Source organism: Pseudomonas sp. NPDC088429, from assembly GCF_044753305.1.
Classification (GTDB): Bacteria; Pseudomonadota; Gammaproteobacteria; order Pseudomonadales; family Pseudomonadaceae; genus Aquipseudomonas; species Aquipseudomonas rustica.
The window spans coordinates 17,807-35,967 of record NZ_JBIVMX010000022.1 but is presented as its reverse complement, the minus strand read 5'-3'; the positions used below and the strand labels follow the sequence as shown (position 1 = coordinate 35,967).

Here is an 18,161-nt window from a genome sequence, read left to right as displayed (position 1 = left end):
TCAGACCGCGACCTTGTGGTCTGCGAGCACCGGGCTGCTGACGCGGTAGATACCAATCTCACCTAATAGATTAGGCCATAGCTTACTGGCCCACCCGTGACGGTGCTGTTGATCCACGGCAAGCCGATCAATGACCTTCGCGTCACGTTCGCGGCAAAGTGCCTCAAAGTCTTCGAAGGTGCAGAAGTGAATGTTCGGCGTGTTGTACCAGGTGTACGGCAGAAATTCCGAAACCGGCATGCGGCCCTTGCTCGCCAGATACCAGCGGCAGCGCCAGTGGCCGAAGTTCGGGAAGGTGATGATGCACTGACGGCCGACCCGCAGCATTTCGTCGAGGATCTTGTCCGGGTAGTGCACGGCTTGCAGGGCCTGGGTCATGACAACGATGTCGAAACTGTTGCTGGCGAAGTTGCCCAGCCCCTTGTCCAGATCCTGCTCGATAACGTTGACGCCTTTGGCCACGCATTGGGCGATGTTGTCGGCGTCGTTTTCCAGGCCATAACCGGTGACGTTCTTGTTGTCGCGCAGCCAGGTCAGCAGTTCGCCGTCACCGCAACCGAGGTCGAGGACGCGGCTGCCGGCGGGGATCCATTCCTGGATGATTTCCAGATCAGCTCTCATGGCTTTCTCACAACGTGATGCGGTTCATGTAATTGCCGAACGCCTGCAAGTAGCGCGGGATCGGAATCAGGAAGGCGTCGTGGCCCTGCGGTGCGTCGATTTCCAGATAGCTGACGTCTTTGCGCGCTGCCATCAGCGCATCCACCAGCTCACGCGAACGCGCCGGGGAGAAACGCCAGTCGGTGGTGAACGACATCACGCAGAACTTGGCCGTGGCGTTTTCGAAGGTTTTCGCCAGATCATCGTCGAAGTTCGCCGCCGGATCGAAGTAATCCAGCGCCTTGGTCATCAACAGATAAGTGTTGGCGTCGAAGCGTCCGGAGAACTCTTCGCCCTGATAACGCAGGTAGCTTTCGACCTGGAACTCGACACTGTGGAAGTCGTAGTTAAGCTTCTCGCTCTTCAGGCCACGGCCGAATTTCTCGCCCATCGAATCGTCGGACAGGTACGTGATGTGCCCGACCATGCGCGCCAGCATCAAGCCGCGCTTGGGGATCACGCCCGCTTCCTGGAACGAACCACCGTGGAATTCCGGATCCGTGAGGATCGCCTGACGCGCGACTTCGTTGAAGGCGATGTTCTGCGCCGACAGTTTGGGTGCCGAGGCGATGGCCAGGCAATGACGCACGCGATCCGGATAGGTGATCGTCCATTGCAGCGCCTGCATGCCGCCGAGGCTGCCGCCGATCACCGCCGCCCACTGGCCGATGCCGAGCAGGTCAGCGAGACGCGCCTGGCTGTGCACCCAATCTTCCACGGTAAGTACCGGGAAGTCGGCACCGAACGGTTTGCCGGTCTCCGGGTTGATGCTGCTCGGGCCGGTGGAGCCGTTGCAGCCGCCGAGGTTGTTCAGGCTGACCACGAAGAATTTATTGGTGTCGATCGGTTTGCCGGGGCCGATGCAACTGTCCCACCAACCGGGTTTGCGGTCGTCAACGCTGTGATAGCCAGCGGCGTGATGGTGGCCGGACAAGGCGTGGCAAATCAGTACGGCGTTGCTCGCTTGCGCGTTCAGCGTGCCGTAGGTTTCGTAGATCAGGTCATAGGCGGCCAGCGACCGGCCACAGGCCAAGGCCAGCGGTTCGCTGAAGTGCGCGGTTTGCGGCGTCACCAGACCAACAGAATCGGGGGGAAAGGCAGTTGGCATCGACCCTGCTCTCGTTGAAATGAGGCGTAAGTCTAAAGACCGGGGGGGTTAGCGGCAAGCAACTACCTGCGCTCGTTCCCACGCTCTGCGTGGGAATGCCTCATTGGACGCTCCGCGTCCGCTTCGGCGGGGGACGCGGAGCGTCCCGGGATGCATTCCCACGCGGAGCGTGGGAACGATCAGCGCACCAGGTCAGGCAAATCCGGCAACTTCTTCGGCGAGCAAATCTTCACTCGCTTCTGCCGGTTCAGCTCACCACTGAGCAAACTCACCTGACTCTTCGAAACCCCAAACGCCTTGGCCAGAAAGCCCATCAGATAAGCATTGGCCTTGCCCTCGACCGGCGGCGCGGTCAGGCGAATCTTCAGGCGATCACCGTGCAGCCCGGCGAAATCATCGCTGCGGGCTGCCGGTTGCAGGTGACACTCGAGGATCAAGTCGTCACCGTCCCATCGAAACCAGCTCACATCAGCAGACGGAGGATTTCCGGCATCATCGTCATCGCCGCCAGATTGTTGATCACCAGCATGTCGATCAGCTTCAGCGCGAGGAAGGCGAAGATCGGCGACAGATCCAGACCGCCAAGGTTTGGCAGGATTTTGCGGAACGGCGCCAATGCCGGCTCGCAGATCTGATTAACCAGCTCAGCACCCGGATTGTGGCTGCCCGGCGCAACCCACGACAGAATCACGCTGATGATCAGGGCGAAGAAGAAAATCTTCAGGAACAGCGCGGTCACGCCGATCAGCGACCAGATAAACAGTTGCAGCGGGTTGCCAGTGGTGCCGTACGTCAGCAGCAGGGTCAGCGCCATCAGCGCCAGTTGCACCAGAATTGCCAATACCAGCGAGGACATGTCCAGACCGAACACGCTCGGAATGATCCGGCGCAGCGGTTTGAGCAGAGGCTGGGTCGCTTTGACGATGAACTGGCACAGCGGGTTGTAGAAATTCGCCCGCACCAGTTGCAGCACGAAACGCAGCAGCACGATCAGCAGGTACAGACTGCCGAGGGTTTGCAGCACGTAAACCGCTGCAGTGTTCAATCCAATCATGTAAGGCTCCTTATTTGCCCAGTTGTTCGGCCATTTCGGCCGAGCGGTGCGCGGCGGCGCCGAGTGCGGTTTCGACCAGGGCTTCGAAGCCATTGGCCTGGAAAGATTTGATGGCAGCTTCTGTGGTGCCATTTGGCGAAGTCACCCGGCGACGCAGTTCGGCGGCGTCGACATCGCTTGCGACGGCCATGTGCGCGGCGCCCAATGCGGTTTGCAGCGTCAGTTGTTCAGCAACTTGCTTCGGCAGACCGAGTTTGACGCCGGCAGCGGTCATCGCTTCGATCAGCAGGAAGAAGTACGCCGGGCCGGAGCCGGACACTGCCGTCACCGCATCCAGTTGCTGTTCTTCGTTCAGCCACAGGGCGATGCCGACGGCGGACAGCAGCTCTTCAGCTTGCTGACGCTGCTCGGCAGTCACTTCGCTGGTCGCGTACAAACCGCTGACGCCCTGACGCAGCAGCGCCGGGGTGTTCGGCATGCAACGCACGATCGGCTGCTCGCCCAACCAAGCGGTCATGCTCGCGCAGGTGATGCCAGCGGCAATCGACACCACCAGTTGATTCGGTTTCAGGCTCGGGCGAATCGCTTCGCACACGGTTTTCATGGCTTGCGGCTTGACCGCCAGCACGATCACGTCGACGCCGTCGATGGCTTGAGCGTTGTCGGCAAACGTTTCGATGCCGTGCTCAGCGCTGACCTTGGCGCGGGTTTCTTCGCCCGGATCGCTGGCACGGATGTGTGCAGCTTCCAGACCTTTGGCGCGCAGGCCGCCGATCAAACTGGCCGCCATGTTGCCCGCACCGATAAACGCAATACGTGTGTTGCTCATGTGTGGTCCTTATCTGCAAACGTTCAAGATTGGGAATAGTCGCGGGCGCCAAACAGGGCCGTACCGATACGCACCCAAGTGGCGCCTTGGGCGATGGCCGACTCAAGGTCGTGACTCATGCCCATGGAAAGTGAGTCGAGCGGCAGATCAAGGCTCGCCTGCATTTTCTGCACGGCGGCGAAGGCCGCGTCTTGCTCGGCGCGGTCGTCGGTCGGCTCGGGAATCGCCATCAAGCCGCGCAGTTTCAGGCGCGGCAAAGTGCTGATGGCCGCGGCCAGCGCCGGCAGATCGTCAGGCGTGCAGCCGGATTTACTCGCCTCACCGCTGACGTTGACCTGAATGCAGATGTTCAGCGGCGGCAGTTCAGCCGGGCGTTGTTCGGACAGACGTTGAGCGATTTTCAGGCGATCCACGGAGTGCACCCAGTCGAAATGCTCGGCAATCGCGCGAGTCTTGTTCGATTGAATGGGGCCGATGAAGTGCCAGATCAAGGGCAGGTCGGCCAGTTCGAGCTGTTTGCTCAAGGCTTCCTGCAGGTAGTTCTCACCAAAGTCGCGCAGGCCGGCGGCATACGCTTCGCGCAGGGCCTCGGCGGGTTTGGTCTTGCTCACGGCGAGCAACTGGACGCTGTTTTCAGGACGGTGTGCGGCTTGGGTCGCGGTCTGGATGCGCGAACCAACGTGGGAAATGTTGTCTGCTATCGTGGACATCAAGAGGCGCCAGCGGTCTGAAGGTTCGCGGCATTCTACTGGAATTGAGGAACGCTATGGATATCACTGAACTGCTGGCCTTCAGCGCCAAACAAGGCGCGTCCGACCTGCACCTGTCGGCCGGTCTGCCGCCGATGATCCGCGTCGACGGCGATGTACGGCGGATCAATCTGCCGCCGCTGGATCACAAGCAAGTGCACGAACTGATCTACGACATCATGAACGACACCCAGCGGGTCGACTTCGAGAAACATCTGGAAACCGACTTTTCCTTCGAAGTCCCCGGCGTGGCGCGCTTTCGGGTCAACGCGTTTAACCAGAACCGTGGCGCCGGCGCCGTATTCCGTACCATTCCGTCAAAAGTGCTGAGCATGGACGACCTCGCCATGGGCGATGTTTTCCGCAAGATCACCGACGCGCCGCGCGGGCTGGTGCTGGTCACCGGGCCGACCGGCTCGGGCAAGTCGACCACGCTGGCGGCGATGATCGATTACCTCAACAACCATCGCCATCACCACATCCTGACCATCGAAGACCCGATCGAATTCGTTCACGAATCGCGCAAATGTTTGATCAATCAGCGCGAAGTCCACCGCGATACGCGCAGTTTCGCCACGGCGTTACGTTCGGCGTTAAGGGAAGACCCGGACGTGATTCTCGTCGGTGAGATGCGCGATCTGGAAACCATTCGCCTGGCGCTGACCGCTGCTGAAACCGGGCATCTGGTGTTCGGCACCCTGCACACCACGTCGGCAGCGAAAACCATCGACCGGGTGGTGGACGTGTTCCCCGGTGACGAGAAATCGATGGTGCGCTCGATGCTCTCGGAGTCCTTGCTGGCGGTGGTCTCACAGACGCTGATCAAGAAGATCGGCGGCGGCCGGATCGCGGCGCACGAGATCATGCTTGGTACATCGGCGATCCGTAATTTGATCCGCGAAGACAAAGTCGCGCAGATGTATTCGGCGATTCAGACCGGTGGCTCGCTGGGCATGCAGACCCTCGACATGTGCCTGAAAGATTTGGTGAGCAAAGGCTTGATCAGCCGCGAGCATGCGCGGGAGAAAGCGCGGACGCCGGATAATATCTGATCGCTTTTACTCAGCCTCCCCGGTGGAGGCTCAATCCTTCGTTCACACATTCCTGACCAATCAGCTACGGCATTCGCTGGCAAACCTCCTTACAATCCCCTCCTTTGTTAGCTGCCTAAGCAAGGATTCTGCATGCAAGCTGCCAACCCGCGTCGCGGGTATATTCTGGGCCTCACGGCCTACATCATCTGGGGCCTGTTCCCGATCTATTTCAAAGCCATCGCCGAAGTACCGGCAGTCGAGATCATCATCCATCGGGTGCTGTGGTCGGCGCTGTTCGGCGCGTTGCTGCTGATGGTGTGGAGACACCCAGGCTGGCTGCGCGAGTTGCTCGACAACCCCAAGCGTCTGGCGATTCTGGCCTTGAGCGGCACGCTGATCGCGGCCAACTGGCTGACGTATGTGTGGTCGGTGAACAACGGACGCATGCTGGAAGCCAGCCTCGGTTATTACATCAACCCGCTGGTCAACGTGCTGCTGGGGATGATGATTCTCGGCGAACGACTGCGGCGGATGCAGTGGATTGCGGTTGGGCTGGCCGCGGTGGGTGTGGCGCAGCAGGTCTGGCAGGTCGGCAGTCTGCCGTGGGTGTCGCTGGTGCTGGCGCTGACCTTCGGTTTTTATGGGCTGATCCGCAAACAGGCGCCAGTCAAGGCGTTGCCGGGTCTGGTGGTGGAAACCTGGATGCTGGTGCCGATTGCCATCGCCTGGCTGCTGTTCAACCAGACCGCGACCAGCGCGCAACCTGAGTTCTGGACAACCTCGCAAGCCTGGTGGCTGGTCGCCGCCGGCCCGGTGACGCTGGTGCCGCTGGTATGTTTCAACGCAGCCGCGCGGCATTTGCCCTACACCACGCTGGGCTTCCTGCAATACCTCGCGCCGACGCTGGTGCTGCTGCAAGCGGTGCTGCTGTTTGGCGAGCACTTGTCGTCCAGCACGCTGGTCGCGTTCATGTTTATTTGGGCCGGTCTGGCGGTGTACAGCGTCGATGCGTGGATAAGTTTGCGCCGGCGCAGCTGATCAAAAAACACACAAACCTCCGCAGGCCACGGTTCTCGTGGCCTGCAACGTTCCGCCCCAAGGTTATCCACAGCGTGATCCCCGCCGTTTGTGTGCAAGTTACTGAATGCTGGCGGTTTTTTGATCAACTCCAGCAAAGCCACGGCGGGCGTGGCGTTGCGCGCAGTCTCTACAGGTTATCCACAGGCAGGTGCACGTTAAAACTGGATAACCTGATTGGCGTTTAAAGGTCTGTGCGTAACACCAATTCGACCATCAAATCATCAGCCAGGGTTTCCAGACGCGACTGCAACACGTCGAGCGACAAGGTTAACGGCACGGCGAGAATCGCCTCGGCGTGGAACAGCGGTTCGCTGCTCATCGGCGCCGGACGTACTTCGGTCACCAGCCGTTCGAGGTTCACACCCTGCTCGCTGAGCAAACGGGTGATGTCGCGCACAATCCCCGGACGGTCGTTACCGACCAGATCCATGGCGATCGGTTTCCAGGTGCAGGATTGTTCGATACCGCTTTCGGCGATCAACACGCGAATGCCGTGAGTCGACAAGGCTTGTAGGGCATCGACCAATTCGTCGTAAGCCTCTGCCGGCACGCCCACCCGCAAAATCCCGGCAAACTGCCCGGCCATCCGCGACATGCGACTTTCCAGCCAGTTACCGCCGTGCTCGGCAATGCATTGGGCAATGCGCTCGACCTGCCCGGGCTTGTCCGGGGCGAAAACGGTGAGTACGAGATGATCCATGGCGCCGCCCTCTTGTCATGACTGTTGTTATAGAAGGGGAAGTATAGGCAAGGGCGTTGATTCAGCCCGGCCCGACCTGCCGTGCTGGAAAACTGTGGCTGGGTTTGGGTATGAACCTGTGGCGAGGGGATTTATCCCCGATGGGTGGCGAAGCCGCCCCCTGCTTTCCCCAGCCAGACCGAGCTGGCAGGTTTTGCGACTGCTGCGCAGCCGGTCGGGGATGAATCCCCTCACCACAATTAACCTCGCCACATGGCCCTCTGCGACAGAAGTCATAGGCCATAGCAGCCAAATAGTATTTATGTGTACAACTTTTGATATTTAGCTGGAACAATCCAATGGTTTTTTGAGAACATCCCGTTCCGCGATGTGACCGCAATGCGACATGAGGTCGCAGAACGACGTAATTAGTCTGATTTTCACAAGCGCAACTCATCATGTAGTATGCCGCAGCGCGCACTACATAACGCTGAACCGATGTCTGCCCGAAGCCTGTTCGCAACCCTGAAAGCCCCGTCAGCAAGGCCCCAAGCCGTTGATTGGTCCCAGCCCAGCCGCCAGCAATGGCATGTACTGGTCGGCAGGTTTGTGGTTTAAATGGCCCAGAGGCTTCATTGTCAAAATTGAAGAGCTGAAAAGCGAAATAGCTGAGCAGAGTGAGGCAAGCAATGACTGAACACGTTCAAGTCGGTGGCCTGCAGGTCGCCAAAGTCCTGTTCGACTTCGTGAACAACGAAGCCATTCCCGGTACCGGCCTCACCGCCGAAAAATTCTGGGAAGGTGCCGACAAGGTCATTCATGACCTGGCGCCGAAGAACAAAGCCCTACTCGCCAAACGCGATGACTTCCAGGCTCGTATTGACGCCTGGCATCAGGAACGCAACGGTCAGGCGCACGACGCCGTGGCCTACAAAGCCTTCCTGCAAGAAATCGGTTATCTGCTGCCAGAAGCGGCTGATTTCCAGGCAACGACGCAAAACGTCGATGATGAAATCGCCCGTACCGCCGGCCCGCAACTCGTTGTGCCGGTGATGAACGCTCGCTTTGCTCTCAATGCTTCGAACGCCCGCTGGGGTTCGCTGTATGACGCCCTCTACGGCACCGACGCGATCAGCGAAGAAGGTGGCGCGGAAAAAGGCAAAGGCTACAACAAGGTGCGTGGCGACAAAGTCATCGCCTTCGCCCGCGCGTTCCTCGACGAAGCCGCGCCATTGGCGGCTGGCTCCCACGTTGATTCGACCGGCTACAAAATCGCCGACGGCAAACTCGTGGTCACCCTCAAGGGCGGCAGCAACAGTGGCCTGCGCGATGATGCACAACTGATCGGTTTCCAGGGCGACGCCAACGCGCCAATCGCGATCCTGCTGAAACACAACGGTCTGCATTTCGAAATCCAGGTCGACGCTACTACCCCGGTTGGCCAGACCGACCCGGCCGGCGTCAAAGACATCCTGATGGAAGCGGCGCTGACCACCATCATGGACTGCGAAGACTCCGTGGCCGCCGTCGATGCTGACGACAAAGTGGTGATCTACCGCAACTGGCTCGGCCTGATGAAGGGCGACCTGTCGGAATCCGTTTCCAAGGGCGGTCAGACCTTCACCCGCACCATGAACCCGGATCGCACCTACGCCGCGCCAAATGGCGGTGAAGTGACGCTGCACGGTCGTTCGCTGTTGTTCGTGCGTAACGTTGGTCACCTGATGACCATCGACGCGATCCTCGACAAAGACGGTAACGAAGTGCCGGAAGGCATCCTCGACGGTCTGGTCACTTGCCTCGCGGCGATGCACAACCTCAACGGCAACACCTCGCGCCGCAACACCCGCACCGGTTCGGTCTACATCGTTAAACCGAAGATGCACGGCCCGGAAGAAGCGGCGTTCACCAACGAGCTGTTCGGTCGCATCGAAGAGGTGCTGGGCCTGAAGCGCAACACCCTGAAAGTCGGGATCATGGACGAGGAGCGCCGCACCACGGTCAACCTCAAGGCCTGCATCCAGGCGGCCAGCGAGCGCGTGGTGTTCATCAACACCGGTTTCCTCGACCGCACCGGCGACGAAATCCACACCTCCATGGAAGCCGGCCCGGTTGTACGCAAGGCTGACATGAAGGCTGAGAAGTGGATCGGCGCTTACGAAAACTGGAACGTCGATATCGGTCTGAGCACCGGCCTGCAAGGTCGCGCGCAAATCGGTAAAGGCATGTGGGCGATGCCGGATCTGATGGCCGCGATGCTTGAGCAGAAAATCGCGCACCCATTGGCTGGCGCCAACACCGCTTGGGTTCCATCGCCGACTGCCGCTGCACTGCACGCGCTGCATTACCACAAGGTTGACGTGTTCGCCCGTCAGGCCGAACTGGCCAAACGTGCTCGCGCGTCGGTCGACGACATCCTGACCATCCCGCTGGCGGTCAACCCGAACTGGACGCCAGAGCAGATCAAGAACGAACTGGACAACAATTCCCAGGGCATTCTCGGTTACGTGGTGCGCTGGATCGACCAGGGTGTGGGTTGCTCGAAAGTGCCGGACATCAATGACGTCGGCCTGATGGAAGACCGTGCCACGCTGCGTATCTCCAGCCAGCACATTGCCAACTGGCTGCGCCACGGCGTGGTCACCGAAGCGCAAGTGATGGAAAGCCTCAAGCGCATGGCGCCAGTGGTTGACCGTCAAAACGCCAACGACCCGCTGTACCGTCCGCTGGCCCCGAACTTCGACAGCAACATCGCCTTCCAGGCGGCGGTCGAACTGGTGGTCGAAGGCACCAAGCAGCCGAACGGTTACACCGAGCCGGTTCTGCACCGTCGTCGTCGCGAGTTCAAGGCGGCTAACGGCCTGTAAATTTGCGTAGAAGTGAAAAAGCCCTGATCTTTGGATCAGGGCTTTTTTGTTTGGACGGCGGATTGGATTTTTGTGCTGGGCTTGAGATCCATCCCCCTCACCCCAGCCCTCTCCCCCAAGGGGTAGAGGGGGAAAGGGAGCCGATCTTCATGGTTTTCAGAATCGGAGTTCGACCGAAGAATTTCACGTCGGCGTATCTCGAACATCCGCCTCGGTCAGTCCCCTCTCCCTCCGGGAGAGGGCTAGGGTGAGGGGCTCTTAAGGCTCAATCCCCAACTCGCGCTTCACCAGCGCCAGCAACTGCGTCGTATCAATCGGCTTGAGCAGAAAATCCACCACGCTCAAATGCATCGCAGCAATCGCGTCCTTCACATCGGCATCGCCCGAGACAATGATGATCGGCATCGCCGCCCGCACCGACTCGCGCACCTGCCGAATCAAGTCCAGCCCATCGACATTGCCCATGCGCAGATCGGTAATCACCAGGCCAATCGAAGGCTTTTCAGCGAGCATCTTCAACGCCGTCTCACCACTCGCCGCGGTCATGCAGCGAATGCCGTCCAACGCGAGAATCTCCGACAACAGCTCCCGGGCGTCTTTGTCGTCATCGACGATCAGCACACGCTGCGGCGGCAGGTCGGGTTCGAGCATCACTGCGCTGAGCGCTTCTCGCTCGGCGTCGCTCAAAATATCGTGGTCGGACATGGCGTTCTCTAAGTATTCAAATCAATCCCTTGGCAAGTGGTCAGACAGCGCTGGGCAGAGCTTCAATGTGCACTTCGTCGGATTTTTTTCCAAGGGGGTAACCGAGGGAATTTCCGACTGTTTGCGTAGGGCATCTCCGAAACTTCGCCAATGGTGGCAAAACCTAGACTTACGTCCAATGGGCACCCTGTCCGTAGGGGTCGACCATGGCCATAACGATCCGACAACAACAATTCGAAAAAGACTGCGGTAATGGTTATGAGTAAAGCGGACGCCTTCACCCAGGCAGGGAAAACCGCGGTATTGCAGAACATTCAGGGCACCCTGCAATTCCTCCAGCGCTTCCCGCCCTTCAATCAGATGGAACACGCCCACCTCGCTTATCTGGTGGAGCAATGTCAGCTGCGGTTTTACGCTCAGGGCGAGAGCATCATCAAACCCACTGACGGCCCGGTCGAACACTTCTATATCGTCAAACAGGGCCGGGTGGTCGGCGAACGCCAGCACATCACCAAACCCGGCACCGAGACCACGTTTGAAATCACCACCGGCGAGTGTTTTCCGCTGGCCGCCCTGCTCGGCGAACGCGCGACCCGCACCGAGCATTTGGCCGGCGAAGATACCTTCTGCCTGCAACTGAACAAACTGGCGTTCATCAAACTGTTCGCCCTCTCCAACGCCTTCCGTGATTTCGCCTTGCGCGGGGTCAGCAGCCTGCTCGATCAGGTCAATCAGCAAGTGCAGCAAAAAGCCGTGGAAACCCTCGGCACGCAGTACTCGCTGAACACCCGACTGGGCGAACTGGCGATGCGTCACCCGGTGACGTGCAGCCCGGACACGCCGCTGCGCGAAGCGGTGAAGCTGATGCACGAGCAACAGGTCGGTAGCATCGTCGCCGTAGACGAAAACAAGGCACCGCTGGGGATTTTCACCCTGCGCGACTTGCGCCATGTCGTGGCCGAAAGCGTCGGTGATTTCAGCGATGCCATCGAGCGCCACATGACCCGCGCGCCCTTCTATCTCTCGCCGGATCACAGTGCGTTCGATGCGGCGATTGCCATGACCGAACGGCACATCGCCCACGTTTGTCTGGTCAAGGATCAGCGCTTGTGCGGCGTGGTTTCCGAGCGCGATCTGTTTTCTCTGCAACGGGTCGATCTGGTGCATCTGGCGCGGACGATTCGCAGCGCGCAACGCGTCGAACAACTGGTGACCCTGCGCGGCGAAATCGGCCAACTGGTCGAACGCATGCTCGCCCACGGCGCCTCGTCGACGCAGATCACCCACATCATCACCCTGCTCAACGACCACACCGTATGCCGGGTGATCGAGCTGACCCTCGCCGAAAAAGGCGACCCCGGCGTGCCCTTCAGTTGGCTGTGTTTCGGCAGCGAAGGCCGCCGCGAGCAAACGCTGCACACCGATCAGGACAACGGCATTTTGTTCGACGCTCGCGATGCTGCGCACGCCGCAGAGATTCGCGGCAAACTGCTGCCGATTGCGCAGCAGATCAACCAGAGCCTGGCGCAATGCGGCTTCACCCTGTGCAAAGGCAACATCATGGCCGGCAACCCCGAGCTGTGTTTGTCGCGGGCGGAATGGGCGCGGCGCTTTGCGGCGTTTATTCGCGAGGCGACGCCGGAGAACCTGTTGGGGTCGAGTATTTATTTCGATCTGCGCGTGGTCTGGGGCGATGAAACAAGCTGCGAACAACTGCGTCGAGGCATTCTTGATCAGGTCGGTGACAACCGTTTGTTTCAGCGCATGATGGCCGAGAACGCCCTGCGCAATCGTCCGCCGGTGGGGCGTTTCCGTGAGTTCGTGTTGGCGCGCAAGAACGGCGAGAAAGCCACGCTGGATCTCAAGGTTCAAGGCCTGACGCCGTTCGTGGATGGCGCACGCTTGCTGGCGTTGGCCAACGGCATCGACGCCAACAACACCCTCGAGCGCTTCCGTCAGTTGGTCGATAAAGAAGTGATCGAACGGCTGGACGGCGCGGCGTACGAAGAGGCGTATCACTTCATTCAGCAAACGCGCATGCAACAGCATCAGTTGCAGACGCGCGAGAATCTGCCGTACTCCAACCGCGTCGATCCCGACAGCCTCAATCATCTCGACCGGCGCATCCTCCGCGAATCCCTGCGTCAGGCGCAGCGCCTGCAAAGCAGCCTGACGTTGCGGTATCAGCTATGAGTCTGTTTTCGTGGCTGCGCCCGGCGAGCCCGGTGGTGCCGGTGGATTTTCAGCAGCGACTGGCGAAGCTGCCGGCGATCACTGAACTGCGCGAATGCACCCTGCGCGAACAACGCTGGGTGGTGCTGGATCTGGAAACCACCGGGCTCAATCTGAACAAGGATCGCGTGTTGTCGATTGGTGCGGTGGTGATCGAGGACGGCGCGATCGACTTCAGTCAGCAGTTCGAACGCACCTTGCAGTGCCGGGAGTTGAAGCTCAGCCCCAGTGTGTTGATTCATGGGTTGGGGCCGAATGCGATTGCCGCTGGCAGCGAGCCGGCCGAGGCGTTGCTGGAATTGCTGGAGTTTATGGGCGACAGCCCGGTGCTGGCGTTTCATGCGCCGTTTGATCAGCACATGCTCGGGCGTGCGGTGAAGGAGCATCTGGGGCACAAGTTGCAGCAGGTGTTTCTGGATGTCGCCGATATTGCGCCGCTGGTGTGTCCGCAAGCGCAGATCCGCGAGGCGGGGCTGGATGAGTGGATCGAGTGGTTTCGGCTGGAGGTGTTTGAACGGCATAACGCGAGCGCCGATGCGTTGGCCACGGCGGAGTTGGCGTTGATTCTGTTTAGCCGGGCGCGGGGGCAGCAGATTCATAGTCCGTTGAATTTGCAGCAGCGGTTGAGCCAGTGGAAGCGTCGCCAGCAAGCTCCATCGTTTTAAAAGCACCCTCACCCCAGCCCTCTCCCGGAGGGAGAGGGGGCCGACCGAGGTGTTCGAAGCTTTGCATCGACCTGAAGGATCCAGTCGATTATGGATTCAGCAGACATCGTTCACGTCGGCGTATTGCGTCAATATCCCCCAATCAGTCCCCTCTCCCCCCGGGAGAGGGTTAGGGTGAGGGCAACCCTTCAAAAACCAACCCGACCAGTGGCCAATTGCTAACCATTCCCACCTCTGCGAGAATCGCGAACAATTCGCGTTAGTTAATACTTCCCAATCGGTGATATTCGGTGCCTGCAGCCCAAAGCCCTCACAGTGAACTCGTTGGTGCGATGTATCGCGACCATCGCGGTTGGCTATTGACGTGGCTGCGGCGCAATGTGGCATGCCCGCAACGGGCCGAAGATCTGAGTCAGGACACCTTCGTACGCCTGCTCGGTCGTGATGAGTTGCTGACACCCCGCGAACCGCGCGCCTTTCTGGTGGCGATTGCCAAAGGCCTGCTGTTCGATTACTTCCGCCGCGCCGCGCTGGAACAGGCTTACCTCACCGAATTGATGCTGATCCCCGAAGGCGAACAACCGTCGGTGGAAGAACAGCAACTGATCCTCGAAGACCTCAAAGCCATCGACCGCTTGCTCGGCAAACTGTCGACCAGGGCTCGCGCTGCCTTCCTTTATAACCGCCTCGACGGCCTCGGCCACGCCGAGATTGCCGAGAAGCTCGGCGTTTCGGTGCCGCGTGTGCGCCAGTACCTCGCGCAAGGCATCCGTCAGTGCTACATCGCCCTGTACGGTGAGCCGACGTGAGCCCGGCCAGTTCCAGACCGGTTCAGGCCCACGTGCTGGACGCGGCGATTGCCTGGCAGTTGACCCTCGACTCCAGCAGTCCGCTGGAGCGCGAAGAATTCGCCAAATGGCACGCGGCCAATGAAGAACACGCCCGGGCCTGGCGCCAGTTGGGCATGCTTGATCAGCGCTTCAGCGTGGCCAAAGGCCCGGCCCGCAGCGCCTTGCTGCAATCACGGGAAGGTATTCGCCGCCGTGTGCGCAAATTGGGCAGTGGTCTGGCGAGCGTTGTGGTGGTCGTCGGCGTGGCGCTGTTTGCTGGCGAACGTTATCTGCCGCTGGATTACTGGCTCGCCGATCAGCGCACCGCCACCGGTGAACAGCGCATCGTGCGGCTGTCCGATGGCACCGTGCTCAACCTCAATACCCACAGTGCGGTGGACGTGCGATTCGATGACAAGCGCCGACTGATCGTTCTGCAGGAAGGCGAAATCCTCGTGGAAACCGGTCACGGCGATGCGCGGCCCTTCATCGTCGAAACCCGTGAAGGCAGCATGCGCGCGTTGGGCACGCGGTTTTTGGTCAAGCGAGAAGACGAAGGCACGCGTCTGAGCGTGTTGCAGTCGGCTGTCGCGGCGCATCCGCAATCGAACCCTCAGGAGCAAATCCTCCACGAAGGCCAGCAGGTATTTATGCGCAGTGATGGGCTCGACGCAATCGTCGCCCTCAACCCCGGCGCCGATGCCTGGACGCGCGGCATGTTGGTGGTTGACAACGCACGGCTGGGCGATCTGGTGCATGAGCTTGGGCGTTATCGTCGCGGGTATCTGGGTGTGGCGCCGGAAGTGGCGGATTTGCGCATTACTGGCAGCTTTCCGCTGCATGACACCGATAAGGCCTTGAGCGCGCTGCTACCAACCTTGCCGGTGCAGATTGAGCAGCACACGCCTTATTGGGTGACGGTCGCGAAGGCAGATTCCAAGCCTGAGTGATGTGGTGCCCGAGCTATGGCTATCGCGAGCAGGCTCACTCCTACAGTTGAAATGCGTTCCCCTGTAGGAGTGAGCCTGCTCGCGATGGCGTCATCCGCCACAACGCTATTTCCCGCAAATCGAAATTATTTTCATCCAGCCCTATCACTTTTTGATTTTCATCCGGCAAGCAGGCAATTGAGAAATATTTCCATTCAGGAGCCGCCGTATGTCCCGTTCGCTAGACACCTTGTTGCGCCCCAGTCTGCTGGCCGTCGCCATTGCTCTCAGCACCCCGCTGATCAGCAGCCCGTTGCTCGCCGCTGAACAAGCGTCCAGCGTTCGCGCTTACAACCTGCCGGCGGCGCCTCTGTCGACCACCCTGAACCAGATCGCCAGCCAGGGCGGCCTCGCGCTGTCGCTGAACCCGTCGCTGGCAGCGGGCAAGACTTCGGCGCCGGTCAAAGGCCAGTACGACGCGGCCGGCGCGCTGCGTGCAGCCTTGAGCGGCACCGGTCTGCAACTGGAACAAAGCACTTCCGGCACCTACAGCCTGGTCGCCGTACCTGAAGGCGTGATGGCCCTGCCGGAAACCGCGATCATCGGCGTGGAGAATCTGGAAACCGCGTGGAGCCCGGTCGAAGGCTACACCGCCACCCGCACCGCCGCCGGCACCAAGACCGACACCGCGCTGGTTGAAGCACCGCGCTCGATCTCGGTGGCGACCCGTCAGCAAATGGACGACCGCAGCGTGCACAGCCTCGACGACGCCGTGCGCTACATGCCAGGCATCACCGCCAGCAGTTATGGCAGCGACACCCGCGCTGACTGGCTGCGCGTGCGCGGTTTCGAACCGACGCAGTTCCTCGACGGCCTGCCGCTGCCGCGTGGCATCTACGCCAACCCGAAACAGGAAACCTGGAACCTCGACCGCCTCGCCCTGCTGCGCGGCCCGGCGTCTTCAGTTTACGGCCAGACCCCGCCGGGTGGTCTGCTCGACATGGTCAGCCGCCGTCCAAGTGCCGAAGCCAGCAGCGAAATTCAGCTGCAATACGGCAGCGACAACCATCGCCAGATCAACTTCGCCAGCACCGGCAAGATCGATGAGGCCGGTCAGTTCCTGTACGGCATCAGCGGCGTCGTGCGCGACAGCGACACGCAGATCGACCACATCGAAAACAAGCGCTACAACATCGCGCCGAGCCTGACCTGGAATATCGACGACGACACCAAGCTGACCCTGCTCACGCAATTCACCCGCGACGATACCGGTGTCACCAGCCAGTTCTATCCGATTCAAGGCACCAAGATCGATATGCCGTTCGGCAAGATCTCCCACCACAAGAACCTCGGTGATCCAGACTACGACTTCTACGACCGCACCTACTACGCGCTCGGTTATGCCTTCGAACATCGCCTGAACGATGTCTGGCAGTTCAAACAAAACCTGCGTTACACCAAGTCGGATCTTTCGTTCCAGACCGTCACCGTGAACAGCTACAACACGAATTTCGCCGGTTTCACCGTTGACGATCAGGGTAATGTCGGTCGCGGCACCACCAACGTTGACGAAGACATCAGCCAGTTTGCCGTGGACAACAACTTCCAGGCTGACTTCGCCACCGGTGATATCCGCCACACCCTGTTGCTCGGTCTCGATCATCAACGCAGCAACGACAATTACACGTCGATCTTCGGCGGCGCGACGGACATCAACGTCAACAACCCGATCTACGGCCAGCCGATCGTGCGTCCAGCGCGCTCCAGCGCTTTTTATGATTACGACCAGAAGACCTACCAGACCGGTCTCTACGTGCAGGATCAGATGGCGCTCGATCAATGGCGTCTGACCTTGGGCGGTCGCGAAGACTGGGTGCACACCAGCACCAAGTTCTTCAACAAGGGTGACGCCACCAACACCCAGCGGGACAAGGCGTTCAGCGGCAACGCAGCGATCAGCTATGTCTTCGATTCGGGCTTCGTACCGTATCTGTCGTACGCCGAATCCTTCCAGCCAACCAGCGGCGCCGACGCCACGGCCACCGATTCGCTCAAGCCAACCGAAGGCAAGCAGTGGGAACTGGGCATCAAGTACCAACCACCGGGCAGCAAAACCCTGCTCAGCGCGGCGGTGTATGACCTGACCCAGAAGAACGTTTCGGTCAACAGCATCGTCAACAACGTGAACATCACCAGCCAGACCGGCGAAGTGAAAGTCAAAGGCCTGGAACTGGAAGCCGTTTCGGACGTGACCGATAACCTCAAGGTCATCGCCGCCTACACCCTGGCCAAGTCCGAAGTGCAGAAAGGCGTCGACAAGGGCAACCGCCTGCAACTGATGCCGAACCAGCAAGCCTCGCTGTGGACTGACTACACCTGGCACACCGGCGTGCTCGACGGTTTCGGCGTGGGTGCTGGCGTGCGTTACACCGGCAACACCTACGGCGACAAAGGCAACACTTGGCTGGGCAAGGCGGATGCCTATACCGTGTTCGACGCGAGCGTGCATTACGACCTCGGCCGTCTCGACAACAGCCTCAAAGGCGCGTCGCTGGCACTGAATGCGACCAACCTGTTCGACAAGGACTACATTTCCACCTGCGACGGTTTCTATTGCTACTACGGCGATCAACGCAGCGTCGTCGCCAGCGCCACTTACAAGTGGTAAGCGACTGAGCTGAAACAGGCCCTGTTACCAGGCCGTCCCTCGTGGACGGCTTTGGTGTTTTTGAAGGTCATG

16 protein-coding genes are annotated in these 18,161 nt (G+C 60.0%); 8 read left to right on the top strand and 8 right to left on the bottom strand.

Annotation, left to right across the window (positions count from 1 at the left end; translation table 11 throughout):
* From metW to ACIP66_RS13715, 6 genes are all read right to left on the bottom strand, one after another.
* A complete protein-coding gene (gene metW / locus ACIP66_RS13740) occupies nt 1-621 on the bottom strand; it encodes a methionine biosynthesis protein MetW (protein WP_053124483.1) in 621 nt (206 codons plus the stop codon).
* A 7-nt stretch (nt 622-628) separates the two neighbouring features.
* A complete protein-coding gene (locus ACIP66_RS13735) occupies nt 629-1,768 on the bottom strand; it encodes a homoserine O-acetyltransferase (RefSeq protein WP_053124485.1) in 1,140 nt (379 codons plus the stop codon).
* A gap of 179 nt (nt 1,769-1,947) precedes the next feature.
* A complete protein-coding gene (locus tag ACIP66_RS13730) occupies nt 1,948-2,235 on the bottom strand; it encodes a DUF167 domain-containing protein (RefSeq protein ID WP_095121519.1) in 288 nt (95 codons plus the stop codon).
* Nucleotides 2,232-2,822, bottom strand: a complete 591-nt coding sequence (locus ACIP66_RS13725) for a YggT family protein (RefSeq protein ID WP_053124487.1) — start codon at nt 2,820-2,822, stop codon at nt 2,232-2,234. The genes ACIP66_RS13730 and ACIP66_RS13725 overlap by 4 nt, the downstream gene beginning before the upstream one ends.
* A gap of 10 nt (nt 2,823-2,832) precedes the next feature.
* The gene (gene proC / locus ACIP66_RS13720; RefSeq protein ID WP_212545013.1) at nt 2,833-3,651 is read right to left on the bottom strand and encodes a pyrroline-5-carboxylate reductase; all 819 of its coding nucleotides are present in this window, start codon (nt 3,649-3,651) and stop codon (nt 2,833-2,835) included.
* A gap of 23 nt (nt 3,652-3,674) precedes the next feature.
* The gene (locus ACIP66_RS13715) at nt 3,675-4,361 is read right to left on the bottom strand and encodes a YggS family pyridoxal phosphate-dependent enzyme (RefSeq protein WP_400648739.1); all 687 of its coding nucleotides are present in this window, start codon (nt 4,359-4,361) and stop codon (nt 3,675-3,677) included.
* A 56-nt stretch (nt 4,362-4,417) separates the two neighbouring features.
* On the opposite strand from ACIP66_RS13715, the gene ACIP66_RS13710 reads away from it, so the two are divergent.
* Nucleotides 4,418-5,452 carry a type IV pilus twitching motility protein PilT gene (locus tag ACIP66_RS13710; RefSeq protein ID WP_400648737.1) on the top strand — a complete coding sequence of 345 codons (1,035 nt, stop codon included), beginning with the start codon at nt 4,418-4,420 and terminating at the stop codon, nt 5,450-5,452.
* A 132-nt stretch (nt 5,453-5,584) separates the two neighbouring features.
* Nucleotides 5,585-6,472: an EamA family transporter RarD gene (rarD, locus tag ACIP66_RS13705; protein ID WP_400648736.1), complete on the top strand. Its 888-nt coding sequence runs from the start codon at nt 5,585-5,587 to the stop codon at nt 6,470-6,472.
* 223 nt (nt 6,473-6,695) lie between these two features.
* Here the strand turns inward: rarD and ACIP66_RS13700 are convergent, their stop codons facing one another.
* The gene (locus ACIP66_RS13700; protein ID WP_400648734.1) at nt 6,696-7,214 is read right to left on the bottom strand and encodes a glycine cleavage system protein R; all 519 of its coding nucleotides are present in this window, start codon (nt 7,212-7,214) and stop codon (nt 6,696-6,698) included.
* A 668-nt stretch (nt 7,215-7,882) separates the two neighbouring features.
* On the opposite strand from ACIP66_RS13700, the gene ACIP66_RS13695 reads away from it, so the two are divergent.
* A complete protein-coding gene (locus tag ACIP66_RS13695) occupies nt 7,883-10,060 on the top strand; it encodes a malate synthase G (protein WP_400648733.1) in 2,178 nt (725 codons plus the stop codon).
* 258 nt (nt 10,061-10,318) lie between these two features.
* Here the strand turns inward: ACIP66_RS13695 and ACIP66_RS13690 are convergent, their stop codons facing one another.
* On the bottom strand, nt 10,319-10,765 hold the full coding sequence (locus ACIP66_RS13690) for a response regulator (RefSeq protein ID WP_053124502.1): 447 nt from the start codon (nt 10,763-10,765) through the stop codon (nt 10,319-10,321).
* A 258-nt stretch (nt 10,766-11,023) separates the two neighbouring features.
* Here ACIP66_RS13690 and ACIP66_RS13685 point away from each other — a divergent pair, with 258 nt between their 5' ends.
* The 5 genes from ACIP66_RS13685 (at nt 11,024) to ACIP66_RS13665 (ending at nt 18,089) form a co-directional block, all read left to right on the top strand.
* Complete coding sequence (locus tag ACIP66_RS13685) at nt 11,024-12,958, top strand: DUF294 nucleotidyltransferase-like domain-containing protein (protein WP_400648731.1); 1,935 nt, start codon at nt 11,024-11,026, stop codon at nt 12,956-12,958.
* Nucleotides 12,955-13,662: a PolC-type DNA polymerase III gene (locus ACIP66_RS13680; protein WP_400648729.1), complete on the top strand. Its 708-nt coding sequence runs from the start codon at nt 12,955-12,957 to the stop codon at nt 13,660-13,662. Before ACIP66_RS13685 ends, ACIP66_RS13680 begins: the two co-directional genes overlap by 4 nt.
* Before the next feature lie 332 nt (nt 13,663-13,994).
* Nucleotides 13,995-14,471 carry an RNA polymerase sigma factor gene (locus tag ACIP66_RS13675; protein WP_400648776.1) on the top strand — a complete coding sequence of 159 codons (477 nt, stop codon included), beginning with the start codon at nt 13,995-13,997 and terminating at the stop codon, nt 14,469-14,471.
* Nucleotides 14,468-15,442 carry a FecR domain-containing protein gene (locus ACIP66_RS13670; protein ID WP_400648727.1) on the top strand — a complete coding sequence of 325 codons (975 nt, stop codon included), beginning with the start codon at nt 14,468-14,470 and terminating at the stop codon, nt 15,440-15,442. The genes ACIP66_RS13675 and ACIP66_RS13670 overlap by 4 nt, the downstream gene beginning before the upstream one ends.
* A 208-nt stretch (nt 15,443-15,650) precedes the next feature.
* Nucleotides 15,651-18,089: a TonB-dependent siderophore receptor gene (locus tag ACIP66_RS13665; RefSeq protein WP_400648725.1), complete on the top strand. Its 2,439-nt coding sequence runs from the start codon at nt 15,651-15,653 to the stop codon at nt 18,087-18,089.
* The last annotated feature ends 72 nt before the right edge of the window (nt 18,090-18,161 follow it).

Coding starts and splice junctions, on each gene's coding strand:
- ACIP66_RS13695 (WP_400648733.1), top strand. CDS start 7,883: ATGACTGAACACGTTCAAGTCGGTGGCCTGCAGGTCGCCAAAGTCCTG.
- ACIP66_RS13690 (WP_053124502.1), bottom strand. CDS start 10,765: ATGTCCGACCACGATATTTTGAGCGACGCCGAGCGAGAAGCGCTCAGC.
- rarD (WP_400648736.1), top strand. CDS start 5,585: ATGCAAGCTGCCAACCCGCGTCGCGGGTATATTCTGGGCCTCACGGCC.
- ACIP66_RS13735 (WP_053124485.1), bottom strand. CDS start 1,768: ATGCCAACTGCCTTTCCCCCCGATTCTGTTGGTCTGGTGACGCCGCAA.
- ACIP66_RS13685 (WP_400648731.1), top strand. CDS start 11,024: ATGAGTAAAGCGGACGCCTTCACCCAGGCAGGGAAAACCGCGGTATTG.
- ACIP66_RS13725 (WP_053124487.1), bottom strand. CDS start 2,822: ATGATTGGATTGAACACTGCAGCGGTTTACGTGCTGCAAACCCTCGGC.
- proC (WP_212545013.1), bottom strand. CDS start 3,651: ATGAGCAACACACGTATTGCGTTTATCGGTGCGGGCAACATGGCGGCC.
- ACIP66_RS13710 (WP_400648737.1), top strand. CDS start 4,418: ATGGATATCACTGAACTGCTGGCCTTCAGCGCCAAACAAGGCGCGTCC.
- metW (WP_053124483.1), bottom strand. CDS start 621: ATGAGAGCTGATCTGGAAATCATCCAGGAATGGATCCCCGCCGGCAGC.
- ACIP66_RS13715 (WP_400648739.1), bottom strand. CDS start 4,361: ATGTCCACGATAGCAGACAACATTTCCCACGTTGGTTCGCGCATCCAG.
- ACIP66_RS13680 (WP_400648729.1), top strand. CDS start 12,955: ATGAGTCTGTTTTCGTGGCTGCGCCCGGCGAGCCCGGTGGTGCCGGTG.
- ACIP66_RS13675 (WP_400648776.1), top strand. CDS start 13,995: ATGTATCGCGACCATCGCGGTTGGCTATTGACGTGGCTGCGGCGCAAT.
- ACIP66_RS13665 (WP_400648725.1), top strand. CDS start 15,651: ATGTCCCGTTCGCTAGACACCTTGTTGCGCCCCAGTCTGCTGGCCGTC.
- ACIP66_RS13700 (WP_400648734.1), bottom strand. CDS start 7,214: ATGGATCATCTCGTACTCACCGTTTTCGCCCCGGACAAGCCCGGGCAG.